This window comes from Thermosynechococcus sp. M98_K2018_005 (assembly GCF_015295825.1).
In the GTDB taxonomy this organism is placed as follows: Bacteria; Cyanobacteriota; Cyanobacteriia; order Thermosynechococcales; family Thermosynechococcaceae; genus Thermosynechococcus.
This window is the reverse complement of record NZ_DVEH01000051.1, coordinates 15,497-29,977: the sequence shown is the minus strand read 5'-3', so window position 1 is coordinate 29,977 and position 14,481 is coordinate 15,497. Positions and strand designations below refer to the sequence as shown.

General features: G+C 51.2%; 13 protein-coding genes, 1 tRNA gene and 2 pseudogenes. 11 read left to right on the top strand and 5 right to left on the bottom strand.

Features of this window, described 5'->3' with window-relative positions:
• Positions 1-77 precede the first annotated feature (77 nt).
• Positions 78-158 (top strand) — tRNA-Leu (locus IGQ15_RS07535).
• A 6-nt stretch (positions 159-164) separates the two neighbouring features.
• Here the strand turns inward: IGQ15_RS07535 and cax are convergent.
• Positions 165-1,235 (bottom strand): calcium/proton exchanger, encoded by a 1,071-nt coding sequence (cax, locus tag IGQ15_RS07530; protein ID WP_297050386.1) that lies wholly within the window; start codon positions 1,233-1,235, stop codon positions 165-167.
• 6 nt (positions 1,236-1,241) lie between these two features.
• On the opposite strand from cax, the gene folB reads away from it, so the two are divergent.
• The 4 genes from folB to IGQ15_RS07510 are packed head-to-tail and all read left to right on the top strand — an operon-like array spanning position 1,242 to position 5,312.
• The gene (gene folB, locus IGQ15_RS07525; RefSeq protein ID WP_297050384.1) at positions 1,242-1,631 is read left to right on the top strand and encodes a dihydroneopterin aldolase; all 390 of its coding nucleotides are present in this window, start codon (positions 1,242-1,244) and stop codon (positions 1,629-1,631) included.
• Positions 1,615-3,651: a thioredoxin domain-containing protein gene (locus IGQ15_RS07520; RefSeq protein WP_297050381.1), complete on the top strand. Its 2,037-nt coding sequence runs from the start codon at positions 1,615-1,617 to the stop codon at positions 3,649-3,651. Before folB ends, IGQ15_RS07520 begins: the two co-directional genes overlap by 17 nt.
• Positions 3,644-4,720, top strand: coding sequence for a glycine cleavage system aminomethyltransferase GcvT (gcvT, locus tag IGQ15_RS07515; protein ID WP_297050378.1), 1,077 nt, complete (start codon positions 3,644-3,646; stop codon positions 4,718-4,720). The genes IGQ15_RS07520 and gcvT overlap by 8 nt, the downstream gene beginning before the upstream one ends.
• A gap of 49 nt (positions 4,721-4,769) precedes the next feature.
• Positions 4,770-5,312 carry a hypothetical protein gene (locus tag IGQ15_RS07510; RefSeq protein WP_297050377.1) on the top strand — a complete coding sequence of 181 codons (543 nt, stop codon included), beginning with the start codon at positions 4,770-4,772 and terminating at the stop codon, positions 5,310-5,312.
• Here the strand turns inward: IGQ15_RS07510 and IGQ15_RS07505 are convergent.
• From IGQ15_RS07505 to IGQ15_RS12065, 4 genes and pseudogenes are all read right to left on the bottom strand, one after another.
• Complete coding sequence (locus IGQ15_RS07505; protein ID WP_297050375.1) at positions 5,309-5,776, bottom strand: EVE domain-containing protein; 468 nt, start codon at positions 5,774-5,776, stop codon at positions 5,309-5,311. The genes IGQ15_RS07510 and IGQ15_RS07505 overlap by 4 nt on opposite strands.
• Before the next feature lie 17 nt (positions 5,777-5,793).
• A complete protein-coding gene (locus IGQ15_RS07500) occupies positions 5,794-6,747 on the bottom strand; it encodes an NAD(P)-dependent oxidoreductase (protein WP_297050373.1) in 954 nt (317 codons plus the stop codon).
• Positions 6,735-7,778, bottom strand: coding sequence for a uroporphyrinogen decarboxylase (hemE, locus tag IGQ15_RS07495; RefSeq protein WP_297050371.1), 1,044 nt, complete (start codon positions 7,776-7,778; stop codon positions 6,735-6,737). Before hemE ends, IGQ15_RS07500 begins: the two co-directional genes overlap by 13 nt.
• Before the next feature lie 158 nt (positions 7,779-7,936).
• Positions 7,937-8,505: pseudogene (locus IGQ15_RS12065) on the bottom strand (hypothetical protein).
• A 69-nt stretch (positions 8,506-8,574) separates the two neighbouring features.
• On the opposite strand from IGQ15_RS12065, the gene IGQ15_RS07480 reads away from it, so the two are divergent.
• The 6 genes and pseudogenes from IGQ15_RS07480 to IGQ15_RS07455 all read left to right on the top strand — a co-directional run bounded on the left by IGQ15_RS07480 (position 8,575) and on the right by IGQ15_RS07455 (position 14,432).
• Positions 8,575-9,936 carry a CheR family methyltransferase gene (locus tag IGQ15_RS07480; RefSeq protein WP_297050365.1) on the top strand — a complete coding sequence of 454 codons (1,362 nt, stop codon included), beginning with the start codon at positions 8,575-8,577 and terminating at the stop codon, positions 9,934-9,936.
• A gap of 116 nt (positions 9,937-10,052) precedes the next feature.
• Positions 10,053-10,717, top strand: a pseudogene (locus tag IGQ15_RS07475) (IS5 family transposase).
• A 95-nt stretch (positions 10,718-10,812) separates the two neighbouring features.
• Positions 10,813-11,556, top strand: a complete 744-nt coding sequence (locus tag IGQ15_RS07470) for a methyltransferase domain-containing protein (RefSeq protein WP_297050364.1) — start codon at positions 10,813-10,815, stop codon at positions 11,554-11,556.
• Between the two features lie 15 nt (positions 11,557-11,571).
• Positions 11,572-11,952 carry a tetratricopeptide repeat protein gene (locus IGQ15_RS07465; RefSeq protein WP_297050362.1) on the top strand — a complete coding sequence of 127 codons (381 nt, stop codon included), beginning with the start codon at positions 11,572-11,574 and terminating at the stop codon, positions 11,950-11,952.
• 312 nt (positions 11,953-12,264) lie between these two features.
• The gene (locus tag IGQ15_RS07460; RefSeq protein WP_297050360.1) at positions 12,265-13,398 is read left to right on the top strand and encodes a response regulator; all 1,134 of its coding nucleotides are present in this window, start codon (positions 12,265-12,267) and stop codon (positions 13,396-13,398) included.
• Between the two features lie 8 nt (positions 13,399-13,406).
• Positions 13,407-14,432: a chemotaxis protein CheW gene (locus tag IGQ15_RS07455; protein WP_297050357.1), complete on the top strand. Its 1,026-nt coding sequence runs from the start codon at positions 13,407-13,409 to the stop codon at positions 14,430-14,432.
• Positions 14,433-14,481 lie beyond the last annotated feature (49 nt).

Sequence of the window (14,481 nt, the reverse complement as noted above, 5' to 3'; positions counted from 1 at the left end):
CCTCAATTTTCTGCCACTGAGAGGCCAGATCACCACTTTCAGAAATTCAGCCATCTGCGCTATAATCAGAGAACTACGCGGATGTGGCGGAATTGGTATACGCGCACGTTTGAGGGGCGTGTGGCTTTGCCTTGCGAGTTCGAGTCTCGCCATCCGCATTGCCGCTATGGATGAATAAAGAAGGCGATCGCCAGCACGAGGTAGGTGATCATCAGCAGGACACCCTCTAACCAATTTGTGCGGCCATCATTGCTAATGGAGTTGGTGATGGCAACCGCAGCCACAACGGCCAACAGTTCAAAGGGATTGAAGCTCAGGTTCATCTCCGGTTGACCCAAGAACCAGCCCACCAGCACAAGCACCGGCGCCACAAAAAGGATAATCTGCAAGCTAGATCCAATCGCCACCGCCACTGCCCCTTCCATACGATTATTGAGGGCAAACTTGATACAGGTGATGAACTCAACCACACTGCTGAACACGGGAATGAGAAATACGCCTGTAAATAACTGAGTCAGTCCCATTTCGCTAATGCTGTCCTGCAAACTATCCACGAGGGTGTCGGAAACAAAGACCAGCAAAATCGTACCCACCAGCAGAATGGCAACGGGCACCTTGAGATGGACGGCAGGGGAGGGTTCCTGACCAGCGATCGTCTCATCCATTAAGTAGAGGTGGCGATGGGTTTTCATGGAAAAGAGCAACATCAGACTGTAAAAAATCAGCAGCAAAATCGCCGACCCGTAGGAAAAGCGATCAATCAAGTGAAGCTGCACACTGGGGGCCACCGCCTGAATCGCCGTTGGGGTCATCAGCACAATCACAGATAGGGTGAGGGCAGAGGCATTAATGCGGGCAACAGGTGCCGAGAACTGCTGCTCTGGAAATCGGATGCCCCCAACAACAATGGCCAGCCCTAATCCCAAAAGCAAATTGGCAATAATGGCACCGCTGAGACTGGCTTTCACCACCTCTGCAAGACCCTGACGCAGGGCGACAATAGCGATAATCATCTCAGTGACATTGCCGAAGGTGGCATTCAAGAGTCCCCCAAGGGCAGGGCCAATGACTTCGGCGATCGCCTCTGTGGAGTTGGAAATCCAAGCCGCAAGAGGAATAATGGCGAGACCACTGAGGATAAAGCTCACCATTGGCGGCATTTTGACGATAAAGTTAAGGAGGGCAAGGGGCACAAAAATCAGTAAGCCCAGCAGAATTTTTTCCTGTGTTGTCATGGATCGATGCCCTTGAGCGAATCATCAATTGACTGTCTCCACCTCTCGGGAATTCGCTACTACGGCTATACGGGGGCCCTACCAGAGGAACAAATTCTCGGCCAGTGGTTTGAGATTGATATTAAGCTCTGGTTTGATATGGCACAAGCGGCGACCAGCGATCGCCTGGAGGATACCCTTGACTATCGCCCCCTTTTGCAGGCCATTGAGCAGCTCATGCGGCAGCAGCGCTTTCAGTTAATCGAGACCCTTGCGGCAGCAATTCTGAACCTTTGCCTTGCCCCTGCCCAAGTGCAGCGAGCGGCGGTACGCGTAACCAAACTTGCCCCGCCAGTGCCCAACTTTACGGGTCAAATTAGTGTTGAAATGGTGCGCTCCCATGCCAAATCGCCTTAGCCAGTGCCAAAGTCTTTACCTGCGCAAGCACGCCGAAAACCCCATTGACTGGTGGCCGTGGTGTGATGAGGCCCTTGCCAAAGCGGCTGCCGAGGATCGGGTGATTTTTCTCTCGATTGGCTACTCCAGTTGCCACTGGTGCACGGTGATGGAGGGGGAAGCCTTCTCGAATCTGGAGATTGCCGCCTATCTCAATGCCTATTTCCTGCCAATTAAGGTGGATCGTGAGGAGCGACCCGATATTGACAGCATCTATATGCAGGCCTTGCAATTGATGACGGGTCAAGGGGGCTGGCCGCTAAATATCTTTCTCACCCCTCAGGATCGCCGTCCCTTTTATGGCGGTACCTACTTTCCTGTGCAACCGCGCTATGGCCGTCCGGGGTTTTTGCAGGTGTTGCAGGCGGTGCGTCGCTTCTATGACCAAGAAAAGGACAAGCTTGCTGCCCAACAGGCCACCCTCTGGCAATATCTCGCTCCCCCCGCTGAGATGGGAGAAGCCGTCCCCCTGACTGCAGAACTCCTGAGGGCAGGGATTCGCCAAGTGACGCCGATTTTGCGCGATCGCCCCCAAGGCACCTGCTTCCCCATGATGCCCTACGCCCAAATGCTCCTACAGGGGCTGGCTTTCAGTCCCAATCCCCCAGAACTGTTGCACCTGTGTCGGCTGCGGGGACACAACCTCTTGCAGGGGGGTATCTATGACCATGTTGGCGGTGGTTGGCATCGCTACACCGTGGATCCTCAATGGACAGTGCCCCACTTTGAAAAAATGCTTTACGACAATGGCCAAATTGTGACCTATTTAGCGCGGCTGTGGCAGCAGGGCGATCGCTCCCCCCAGATTCCCGCTGCAATTGCCCAAACAATTCAATGGCTCGATCGCGAAATGACCGCCCCTGAGGGGTACTTCTATGCGGCGCAGGATGCCGATAGCTTTGTCAGTCCCAATGATCCTGAACCCGAGGAGGGTGCCTTTTATTGCTGGCAATATACAGAGCTAGAGCAGACCTTAAGCCCAACGGAATTGGCACAACTGCAAGCCCACTTTGACATCTCTCCCAGTGGCAACTTCGAGGGCAAGATTGTACTCAAGCAAGTGCGTCCCCCAGAGAATCCTGAAGTGCTAGTGCCGATGCTGCGCAAACTCTTTGGGCGCCGCTATGGTGCCGATACGCCCGTGGATCAGCCCTTTCCCGTGGCCACCGATAATGCAACTGCAAAAGGGCGGGCTTGGCCGGCACGGATTCCCCCCGTCACTGATACAAAAATGATTTTGGCTTGGAATAGCCTGATGATCACTGGCTTAGCCACGGCAGCCCAAGGTTGGAGAGAGCGCACCTACTGGCAGCGAGCGGCTAAAGCGGCGCAATGGCTCCACGAGCATCAATATCAAGAAGGCAAACTTTACCGCCTCAACTATGGGGGTACCGTGGCCGAAGTGGCACAGGCCGAGGATTATGCCTACTGGATTCAAGCCCTGCTTGCCCTGCATCAAGCCAGCTTAGCAGTGGGGGAGGCGGCGCAGCCGTGGTTGGCGTTGGCTACTCAGTATCAAGCCCTCTTTGATCAGGAATTGGCGGCAATAGAGGGGGGCTACTACAATGCACCAGAGCGAGCCGATTTGATTGTGCGCCAGCGGGAAGGTCTCGATAATGCTACACCTTCTGCTAATGGGGTAGCGATCGCCAACTTGGTGCAACTTTTCTTGCTCACGGAGAATCCCGCTTATCTCGAACAGGCGGAAAAGGGGCTGCGTTTCTTTAGTCCGCTCATGCAATCCTCACCCCAGAGTTGCCCAAGCCTTTTGGCGGCCTTGCAGTGGTATCTGCGTCCTGTCTGTGTCCAAGTGCGCCCTGATCAGGTGACAACCCTGTGGGATCGCTACTTGGCAACGGCTGTCCTCAAAGTTCGCGATGACCTCGAGCCAGTCGCCCTTATCTGTGAAGGCTTGCGCTGCCGTGAACCGGCACTGACCCCTGCCCAACTGCAACAACAATTGGATAATCTTTATGGCTGAAGCCTTGCGTCGTACCCCCCTCTATCCGCTGCATCAAGGAGCACGGTTTACCCCCTTTGGTGAGTGGGAGATGCCCCTGCAGTACAGCAGCATTTTGCAAGAACACCAAGCGGTGCGGCAGCGGGTAGGGATGTTTGATATTTCCCACATGGGCAAGTTTCTGCTGCGCGGCTCTGAGGCTATCGCGGCACTGCAAGAACGGGTCCCCACCAATCTCAGTCGTCTCCAGCCCGGCCAAGCAAAATACACCGTTCTCCTCAATGAGGCCGGGGGCATTGTCGATGATGTCATTCTCTACGTTGATGATGGCCAAATCCGCTGTATTGTGAATGCGGCCACTACTGCCAAGGACTGGGCATGGTTTCAGACGTATTTACCCACCCGTATTGAGCTTATTGATGAGTCAGCAACGCAGGTGCTGATTGCTCTCCAAGGCCCTGCCGCGACAGCGACCTTAGCTCCCCTGTGCGATCGCCCCCTAGATGACATCAAGGCCTATCGCCATGCTCAAGTGAACCTACTGGGACAGCCCGCTTGGATAGCCCGCACCGGCTACACGGGCGAAGAGGGTTGGGAAATTCTTGTCACACCAGAACTGGGGCAACAGTTGTGGCAAACTCTGCTGGCGGCAGGTGTTACTCCCTGTGGCTTGGGGGCGCGGGATACCCTGCGCTTGGAGGCGGCCATGCTCCTTTACGGCCAAGACATGGATGAGCAAACCACCCCTCTAGAAGCGGGTCTCGATTGGCTGGTTGATTGGCAAAAGCCCAATTTTGTGGGTCGTGCTGCCCTCTGGGCGCAAAAGCAGCAGGGGATTGGGCGGCAATTGGTGGGTTTAGAACTCGTGGGCAAAGGCATTGCTCGCCACGGCTATCGCATCTATGCGGGAGCACAGGCCGTCGGGGAAGTCACCAGTGGTACCTTATCTCCCACCTTGGGGAAGGCGATCGCCCTTGGCTATGTCTTTCCAGAATTTGCCCACATCGGTCGTGAACTGGAAGTACAGGTGCGCGATCGCCAAGTCCCAGCAGTGGTGGTTCCTCGGCCCTTCTATCGCCGCCCTCGGTAGCCGCTGCAATTCCGCTAAAATTTGATCCATCAGGGGTGACACGCAACGAATGCTGGAAACCTGCCCTCGCTGTTCTGCCCGTCTAGGCAAGCCACTGTCTTCTGGCCGCCAAGTGTGTAGTGCCTGCGGCTGGAGTACGGTGGTCATTGAGCGATCGCCCCCACCACCGCCCGCAGGATTACCCCTGCTTTTGCGTCAGATCGGGCGGTTGATCAAGCGTTTTTTCCAGTATTTGGGGGGGCAACTGCAACTACTGTGGCGATCGCTGACCGCTCGTTCTCAGCAGCAACAACCTCGGCGCAACCTATGGGAAAGCCTCGTCACCAAGCTCAAACACCTCGAGGAAAAAATTCCCAGCGGTGATCCCAGCAAGGAGTGGCTAACTCCTGAGGAGGCCTTTCAACTCTTGGGCGGAAACCCAGATAACCCCGACTCGAAGGTGAGTACCCTCGATGGCAAACGGCGGATTGGCTTATCGGCCTTTCGGCGACTGGTGAATACCGCAGAATATGCAGATTTTGGCTTTCAATACTCTAGCGATCGCCACCTCAAAAATTTACCCTATTTGCGCCGTCTGCCTCGCCAACCCTAGGGCGATCGCAGGCCGACAATGATCTGCCACTCCAGTTCAGTGACGGGTTGTACTGAAAGACGGCAGCCTTTTTGCAACAGCAGCATCCCCTCTAGGCCAGGTGTTTGCCGCAGTTCTGGAAGTGTAATTGGCGGCAAAAAATCGCGGCGGTACTGAATATCCACCATGAACCAGCGGGGATTGTCAGGCGTGCTTTTGGGGTCAAAGTAGCGACTGTCGGGGTTCCAAGCAAAGTGATCGGGATAGGCAGGCTTGACGACTGCGGCAATGCCCATGATTGCTGGTGGGTTGGCATGACTGTGGTAAAAGAGGACGCGATCGCCCACCTGCATGTGATCGCGGATAAAATTGCGCGCTTGGTAGTTGCGTACCCCTTCCCAACAAGTTGTCTGTTGTGGCGCTGCCTGCAAATCCTGCCAAGAAAAAACGCTTGGCTCCGACTTCAGTAACCAAATCCCTGCCATCAAAGATTTCGCAATGGTTAAGTTGAGAGGTCTGCCGTGCCCAAACTACAGCGTAGCAAATCCGCCACTGTCGCGCAGTAGGGAGTGAGCCCCAAGGTTTGAGGATTTAGCACTGTTTCATAGGTGAAGTTGCGGTAGTTCAAGCAAAAATAATCCCACGGCGACATCTGCACTCGAAATACCCACACAAAGAAGTTGATCACTGGCAGTGTCAAGGGCACTTGCCCATAAATGGGAAGCTTTGCAGCAGCACACAACTGGGCCAACATCTCGTTAACAGTAATTGGCGGGTTACCCAGCGCTACCCGACGCGGTACCGGATACTCAGGATGCTGCAACAGGTAGAGAACCACTTGGGCAATGTCGCGGGCATGGACAAAGTGAAAACTGGCATCAGCGCGGAAAAAGCGAGCCAACCACAACCACTTGAGAACTTCGCGCATCCCCTCAGTGATGAACGAGGGACGCTTACCATCAGGTCCACCGCCAAACACCATTGTTGGAAACAGTTCAATCACGCGATCGCCCACAGGCAATTGCTCAATAGCATGGAGACACTCGTACTTGGAGCGAATATAATCCGTTCCCAAAGTACCTGCTTCCGGCAGTGGTTCCATCCGATGATTGAGGATACTTGCCGTTGAAAAATAAAAGACCCGCTGGCAGCGTTGCGGATCCAGTTGCTTGAGGAGATGGCAAGTTTGCTCGTAGTTGATGGCAAAGACTGTCTTTCCCCCCCAAGCAGTTGCCGTTAGGATCGCAATATCGAGGGTGGGCAGTAGCGGTTCCAAGGGGGTCAAATCCATTAGATCCGCCTGAATCACGTTCACCCCGGCTCTTTGGTGAGGATCAATCTGCAACCGTGCTGGATCCCGCACCAGCAAAAAGAGTTCGTGCTCCGTCTCTTGGATCAGCGCCTCAGCGATGTACTGGCCAATGCAACCACTGGCACCCGTGATCAAGATGCGCATGAGCCGAGGGACTTCACCAGATCAAAGAGAAAACCCACATTCTCCTCAGGGGTTCCTTGGAGAACACCGTGACCAAGGTTAAAGATATATTTACCCTTGCGACCTGCCTCGATAATCGCTAGCGCCCGTTCCTTGAGCACGGGCTGGGGGGCAAAGAGTGTGACGGGGTCTAAATTCCCCTGAAGACCAACACTGGCGGGAAACTGTTGGCGAATGGTACCGATGTCCACTGTCCAATCAAGGCTGACAATATCTGCTCCGGTTGCTGCCATGCGATCGACCACTGCGGCACTGCCATTGATATAGAGGATGATTGGCACATCGGAATAGGCGGCTTTGACCTGCTGAACCACCTGCTTTTGGTAGGGGAAGGCAAAGGTATCGTAGTCCTGACGACTGAGTTGACCTGCCCACGAATCAAACAGTTGTACCACTTGGGCACCACAGTCAATTTGATAGCAGAGGTAGTCGGCAATGGCAGTGGCCAAATGGTTTAAGAACTTGTGGAGTAACTCTGGCTCACGGTAGGCCATGGTTTTGATTTCAATGTAGTCCTTGGAGCTTTTGCCCTCAATGGCATAGGCGGCAAGTGTCCAAGGGGCACCGGCAAATCCCAGCACCGTGGCGCGATCGCCCACCTCTTGGCGCAGCGTCGAGAGAATCGGACGAATAAAAGGACAGGCCGCTTCCGGTTCCAAGGGATGGAGTTGTTGCACCTGCTCAAGGGTGCGGATGGGTGGATCAATGATCGGCCCTTTACTCTCGACAATGTCAAAGGGAATGCCAATCCCCGGCAGGGGCGTGAGAATATCCGAAAAGAGAATCACACCGTCTGGGGCAAAGGCACGAAAGGGTTGGAGCGAAATTTCAATAGCCAGCTCAGGAATTTCCGATCGCTCACGAAACGAGGGATAGCGATCGCGCAGGTCACGATAGACCTTCATGTAGCGTCCAGCTTGCCGCATCAACCAAATGGGGGGACGCTCAACGCTTTCACCACGGGCAGCACGTAGGAGTAAAGGGGTGGTCATCCTAAAATGTGTAATTCCAATCGTTTTCAATGGCTCTGGAAAACCCGCTCAGCAAGCCCTATTGAAGTCAGGTGTTGCCTGCGATTCACAGAGTTTAACCCTACAATCATACCCTAGGGGGCGATCGCTCCCACACCTCAGAAGAGAATTCCCTTGCTTTACCAGGCGCGGAGCTGAAACTGCGGGTCGTTGAGAATCGCCACGCCATCCCCCGACTGTGCCAACGCAAATAGACCCTGCCGATAGGCATAGCGAGCCACCTCAGGCGGCACAATCATCCCCGCCACGGCTCCCAAGAGTTTTGTACCCCGATACTGATGAGCCAAACAGCGAAATTTGGCAATCCGCTCTAGGTGTTCATCGACATCACTTTGGCTGAGCTTGGTTTTCACCTCAACGAGAACTACTTCATCAGTATTAACGACCATACAGATCGATCAATTTCTAGGCTCTCGTTCCCATCTTGGAGGATCACATCGCTGTAGAATCCCCAACTCTGAAATAAGCGCAGCACGGCTGGACGTACCTGCCATTCCACAAATTCCCCAAGACGGTTGCCCAGTTTGCCAATCTGTTGGTTGAGTTGTCGTGCTTCTTCTCGCAGTAACCGTTCAGTCTCCTGAAAACGACGCTCAGTTTCTTGAAATCGGCGTTCTGTTTCCTTTTGAACTTCCAGTGGTTCCCCCAATACCCCCCAAACATCTTCAGGGGTGTATGCTTGTGTCATTGATTTAATTGATGAGTCCTGACAGACTGGGGTATTTCCTATACGAGCATACCCTAGGGGATAGAACTGATGAATGATCAACTACTCGAACAATTTATCAACCTCATCCGCCAACAAACGGGGATCAGCATTCGTGTACAGGATAAACCATACTTGGTGCGCAAGCTGATAAGTCGCTGCCGCGCTCTTGGATATCAGGATCCTAGCCAATATCTGGCTTTGCTAGCTAATTCCTATTCTTCCAACTGTCAGCAGGAATGGCAGCACCTTGCGGATTTGATTACCACTGGTGAAAGCTATTTTTTTCGAGATCAAGGTCAGATGACCGTCTTGCGGGAGTGCCTCTTACCAGATTTAATCGCTCGTCATCAGCAGGATCGCACATTGCAGATTTTAAGTGCAGGATGCTCCACAGGAGAGGAGGCCTATTCCCTAGCTATTTTACTGAAAGAACTGCTTCCTGATGCTACAGGATGGCAAATCAGGGTTGTTGGCTATGATCTCAGTCAAGGGGCGATCGCTAAGGCAAAAGCAGGGGTCTATGGTCGCTGGTCGTTTCGGGGGCTAGATTCCAGCCTGCAAAAGCGTTATTTCCAAGCTACTGGTCAGGGATGGGAAGTTGTGCCTTCCCTACGTGAATGGGTACGCTTTCGCTGTCTGAATTTACTAGCACCCACAGAGTATGATTTGCTTCCTGCGAGTGTTGATCTCATCGTCTGCCGTAATGTATTTATTTATTTTGACAGTGGAGCTATTCAGCAGATTTTACAGACATTTATTTCACTGCTGCGCCCTCAGGGTTATCTACTGACAGGACATACGGAACTTCAGGGACAAGAGGTTAGTCCTCTCCAAGTCATTAGTTTTCCCGAATCCGTTGTCTATCAGTTGGGCAATGGTACCTCTGGGAGTCCCGTACCTCCAACACCACCACTGACCCTCCAACAGGAAACCCAGATCGCGTTTAGTGAACGTAACTATAACAATACCCTTGCTCTAGCACAGCAGGGGCAGCGATCCCAACCACAGAACGAAGACTATTTATTGCTCATGGCACAGATTCACGCTGATCAGGGTCGCTATACCCAAGCGATCGCCCTCAGCCAGCAAATTCTCTCCCTAAATCCTGAAAATATTACAGCCCTCTTTCTCCTTGCCCACCTTGCGGAGGAACAACAGGATAAAATCGCTGCTAAAGAATATTTGCGACGGATTATCTTTCTGAGTCCCAATACAGTAGCAGCCTATGTTGAACTGATTGAACTCCACCTCAGTGAGCAAGAGTTTGATCCCATTCCCTCCCTGCTGGCAACTGCACAAATGCTCCTGCAAGATCGGTCTGGAGATGAAGTGATTCCATTACGCCAAGGGGTGACTGTGGCGATGCTTCGCCATTACTTGGCTCAAATTGCTGCTAAAGCCATTCAGTAAAGTTAAGTTGAATACATTAATTTATGCTGAAGTATTGGTAACGTCGGAGGCGGTTGGTGCAATGTTAATGTCATGAGCTGCCAAACTTCGGCTTGAGACTGTAGAAAGGGATTCCGATGGTTGCGAGAACCAGGCAAGACGAAAGCACTGCGAAGTTGAAGCGCCGCTACCTGGTGAAGAACTGGGCGGAATACGACCGGGCGTTGGTCAATCGTGGCAACCTGACGATCTGGTTCGGCGAGGGCGAATGGAAAGTGCACCAACACGGCGTTGGCAAGCGCCGCACCTGGCGCAAGATTCACCTGGCGGTCGATGCCGCCGCCAGGGACATCATGGGTATCGAGGTGACCACCGCTGACTGGCATGACAGCGAAGTGCTCCCCGACCTGCTGGCGCAGGTGGAAGGTGGAATTGCCCAAGTCTCTGCCGATGGTGCCTACGACACCGAAGGGGCGCATGCCGCCATTGCCGAGCGGGGAGCCAAGGCGGCGATACCGCCCCGCGAGGGTGCGACATTTTGGGGAAACGACCCTCCGCGCGATGCCATCCTGGCCGAGATTGCGGCCAAGGGACGGGAAGCCTGGAAGGAGGAATCCGGCTATCGCCGTTGCAGCCTTGCCGAAAATGTGATGTATCGCCTCAAGCAACTGGGAGATCGTCTTTTCTTCTGCGAGTTTGACCGGCAGGTTGCGGAGAGCCACGTTCGCGCCGCCATCATCAACAGCCTCAGCAGTCTGTCCGTGCTGGGCAAATTGCGCCTGCGCTGCATGAATCAAAATGAAGAAAGGGGAGGTTCATGCCGAAAATCGTTGATTTACCTTCTTAGTATATAAGCTATGTCTAATAGTGTACCAACGCCTACCGAAAGGATAAATGATGAACGATAGTGATTACAATAAGAGATTATTCTCGAAGGGAATACGTAAAAAATTTCATATTGCTCGCTTTAAATGGTTGGGTGATATGGTGGCAAAGTATAAAATGGACACTAGTAAGGTTATTGAGCTCGGTTGCTTTGATGGTAGATCAATAGAATATCTAAATCCAAAGCCTTTAACATATGCTGGATATGATGCCAACTGGGAAAATGGTTTGGATATCGCAAAAGCCAAGTACTCAAGTAATAAGGAATTTGTATTTTACGAGTGCAACTCTCCCCATCAGTTTAATGAGAATGGAGAGTTGTATACGCTAGCAATTTCATTGGAAACACTTGAGCATATACCAGTTGAAGATCTTGACGACTATTTAAAAAAAATTTCGATATGTCTTAATGGATATTTTATAGTAACAGTTCCAAACGAAAAAGGTGTTCTATTTTTAATTAAGTATATATTGAAACGTTTTTTTTATGGTGGGCATGAAAATTATTCAATTTCTGAGCTTATAAATGCAACTTTAGGTCGAATGAAGTATGTTGAGAGGAATCAGCATAAGGGATTTGACTATGCTGCATTAAGGTCTCATTTAAAAAAATATTTCGAATTAATCGATGAACAGGGAATACCATTCTCTTATCTTCCCTTGTGGATGAATACGCAGGTGGGTTTTGTTTTAAAGTCATCCCATTCCCCACAACTCATGAAGCCTCCCTGTGAGCCTTCAAAACGAAGACTGTGAGACTATTTATTGCTCATGGCACAGATTCACGCTGATCAGGGTCGCTATACCCAAGCGATCGCCCTCAGCCAGCAAATTCTCTCCCTAAATCCTGAAAATATTACAGCCCTCTTTCTCCTTGCCCACCTTGCGGAGGAACAACAGGATAAAATCGCTGCTAAAGAATATTTGCGACGGATTATCTTTCTGAGTCCCAATACAGTAGCAGCCTATGTTGAACTGATTGAACTCCACCTCAGTGAGCAAGAGTTTGATCCCATTCCCTCCCTGCTGGCAACTGCACAAATGCTCCTGCAAGATCGGTCTGGAGATGAAGTGATTCCATTACGCCAAGGGGTGACTGTGGCGATGCTTCGCCATTACTTGGCTCAAATTGCTGCTAAAGCCATTCAGTGATGTCGCATCCCATTAGTTAGAACCAGATGGAACCCTATGCTACAGCGGTTTTTACTGTTTTCAGCTTGTTCAATTTTTCTAAAAAGAACTATATGCCCCTTGCATGAGGGCAGAAGTATGCTATAATCCCCGTATCATTTGTAAGGTTTTGATTCCAAAAGTCGAAAAATTAACAAAAAATAAAATTATTCGAATACATTATTTATCCTGAAGTATTGGCAAATACATTATTTATGCTGAAGTATTGGCAAATTAACTGAAGAATAGAAGCTTACTGTTGAATGTTCCTGCGATTCTTCAAAAGGGGGATTTATGCAAGCGTTTGGTGATTCTACCTACTGTTCTACTCAAACTTTAGCTGTCATCCTGCCACTGCCACAACTATTGCAAAGCTTAAAGGTACAGCGCTTTACAGGTGTGTTAAAAGTAGCAGCAAACATTCCAGAAACTCAACGCCACTTAGTCTATCGAGTTGGTTTTTATGAAGGAGGGTTGACCTTTGCCGCTTCCCGTCTCCCTAGTCCTGATGAACTGCTCCACCTGCTTGGAAAAGTTTTGAAAGTGGGCTTTATGGATACGTTAATGCAGTATGCCCATAGTCGTACAGCCGAGGCCTCCCATCGTGGTGTTTTAGAAGCTGTGGTCAATACACGGGCGTTGAGCTGGGAAGATATTGAGTCAGCAATGACAGAGCGCCTAACGGTACTTTTAGAACGACTGGCTCCCTATACCTGTACTGCTGAGCCTCAACCCGATACCGTTTGCGATCTTTGCTATGGTGACGATGGCCATGGGATTGATCCTGATCGGATTCTAGAGCGGATTGAGAGTCGTAAAGCCCTTTGGGAGCAACTCTATCCCACTATTCCTTCCCTAGAAGCGATTCCTCGCCTCCATGCAGGTGCTTTAGATACCATCCACCACAAGGACACGGTGCAGCACCTAAAAACTTGGGTCACTGGTGAGAGAACGATTGCTGATATTGCTGAGGGGTTGTACAAGGATTCTCTAGCGTTGGCATCCCTCTATGTTCACTGGGTTAATAATGGCCTTTTGGGATTTGTCACCACGGGGGACAGTCCTATTCAATTACCTGTTGTTTTGACGGTGGACGATAGTCCCATTGTGCAAGCAATGATTCGCCGGGCCTTGGGCGATCGCTACGAAGTCATTAGTGCCACTAGTGCCATTGATGCGCTGTCCCTGTTAAATAACCGCAATGTTTCCCTCATTCTTTTGGATGTGACCATGCCGGAAATTGATGGCTTCGAGTTTTGCCGCACCATCCGTAAAATTGAGAAATTTAAAGAAATTCCGGTAATCATGCTCACGGCTAAGGATGGTCTCATCGACCGTGCAAAGGGACATATGGCCGGTACCAATGCCTATCTCACTAAACCTGTGGATCGCGAGATACTCCTCAGCACAATTGAGAAGTTTATTTAGGGTGCCCTATGGACTATCTTCAACTGACGACCGCAGGGCTGAAGTGTCTGCTGCCCCTATCTATCGTTGAAGAAATTTTTAGTCTCCCAGAGTTGACGGTTATCCCAGAAGCCCCTAGCGATATTCTCGGGATACTCAATTTGCGGGGGGATCTCATTCCGGTCATGGATTTGGGTTGTCGTTTAGGGATTAGGCCGCCCCAATGCCGCGACACGGATGTTGTTATTTTGCTAAGGGCAGCGGGATTACCGATGGGCGTCCTTGTCAATCAGGTTCAGGATGTGGTTGCAGAGAGTGCAGTTGAACTGCGGCATGAGCCGGACTATGGCCACTTAAGCCCCCTTAACACTGCTTTTGTGGCTGGGTTAGCCCAAATGGGTGAGGAGTTGTTGATTGTTATCAATGTTGAGACCCTCATTCGTGCCCCAGCAGCAGTGGCAGCACTGACTTCAGAACTAACGCCAGCGGTTCTGGAGCGGCACACCAGTTATGATTTCTATGATTGCTATTGGCCAACAGCAACGCCAGCCCAGCGATCGCTCTTACGGCAGCGGCAACATCACCTCAGCCGCACCGCAGCAACCACAGAGCTTGCGGACGACACTCTAACTGTGGGTGTGTTTGAGTTGGGAAGAGAGCAATTTGCCCTTCCCTTGAACGAAATCCGCCAATTTGTTGAGGTTACTACGGTCGTCCCCATTCCCCATGCTCCAAAGTTGGTTGTGGGACATCTCCCCCTACAGGGTGAAGTGATTCCTGTCTTGGATATTCGTGAACCTCTAGGTTTGGAGCAATCGCCCATCCCCTTAAAAAAAGCAGTCGTTGTTCTTGTAGAGAGCACTACAATCGCTATTCTAATTGATGATCTGCGGGGGATTATCACCTACCGCTACCAACAAATCAGATTAAGTTCCTTTTTGGCCACTCATGATAGGGGTTGTATTGGTTCTATTATTGAAGGGGGGCAAGTGATTAAACTACTGAGTATTAGCCAGTTGCTTAGTAAAAGTTTTCAACTCAGTAACGCTGCTTAATCAGTGTCAATTGATGATTTACGATTGATTCTTATGATGTGAGGACTAT

What these genes read in the sequence shown, in the direction of transcription:
- cax (WP_297050386.1), bottom strand. Translation starts at nt 1,235, where the DNA reads ATGACAACACAGGAAAAAATTCTGCTGGGCTTACTGATTTTTGTGCCC.
- folB (WP_297050384.1), top strand. Translation starts at nt 1,242, where the DNA reads ATGCCCTTGAGCGAATCATCAATTGACTGTCTCCACCTCTCGGGAATT.
- IGQ15_RS07520 (WP_297050381.1), top strand. Translation starts at nt 1,615, where the DNA reads ATGCCAAATCGCCTTAGCCAGTGCCAAAGTCTTTACCTGCGCAAGCAC.
- gcvT (WP_297050378.1), top strand. Translation starts at nt 3,644, where the DNA reads ATGGCTGAAGCCTTGCGTCGTACCCCCCTCTATCCGCTGCATCAAGGA.
- IGQ15_RS07510 (WP_297050377.1), top strand. Translation starts at nt 4,770, where the DNA reads ATGCTGGAAACCTGCCCTCGCTGTTCTGCCCGTCTAGGCAAGCCACTG.
- IGQ15_RS07505 (WP_297050375.1), bottom strand. Translation starts at nt 5,776, where the DNA reads ATGGCAGGGATTTGGTTACTGAAGTCGGAGCCAAGCGTTTTTTCTTGG.
- IGQ15_RS07500 (WP_297050373.1), bottom strand. Translation starts at nt 6,747, where the DNA reads ATGCGCATCTTGATCACGGGTGCCAGTGGTTGCATTGGCCAGTACATC.
- hemE (WP_297050371.1), bottom strand. Translation starts at nt 7,778, where the DNA reads ATGACCACCCCTTTACTCCTACGTGCTGCCCGTGGTGAAAGCGTTGAG.
- IGQ15_RS07480 (WP_297050365.1), top strand. Translation starts at nt 8,575, where the DNA reads ATGAATGATCAACTACTCGAACAATTTATCAACCTCATCCGCCAACAA.
- IGQ15_RS07470 (WP_297050364.1), top strand. Translation starts at nt 10,813, where the DNA reads ATGAACGATAGTGATTACAATAAGAGATTATTCTCGAAGGGAATACGT.
- IGQ15_RS07465 (WP_297050362.1), top strand. Translation starts at nt 11,572, where the DNA reads ATGGCACAGATTCACGCTGATCAGGGTCGCTATACCCAAGCGATCGCC.
- IGQ15_RS07460 (WP_297050360.1), top strand. Translation starts at nt 12,265, where the DNA reads ATGCAAGCGTTTGGTGATTCTACCTACTGTTCTACTCAAACTTTAGCT.
- IGQ15_RS07455 (WP_297050357.1), top strand. Translation starts at nt 13,407, where the DNA reads ATGGACTATCTTCAACTGACGACCGCAGGGCTGAAGTGTCTGCTGCCC.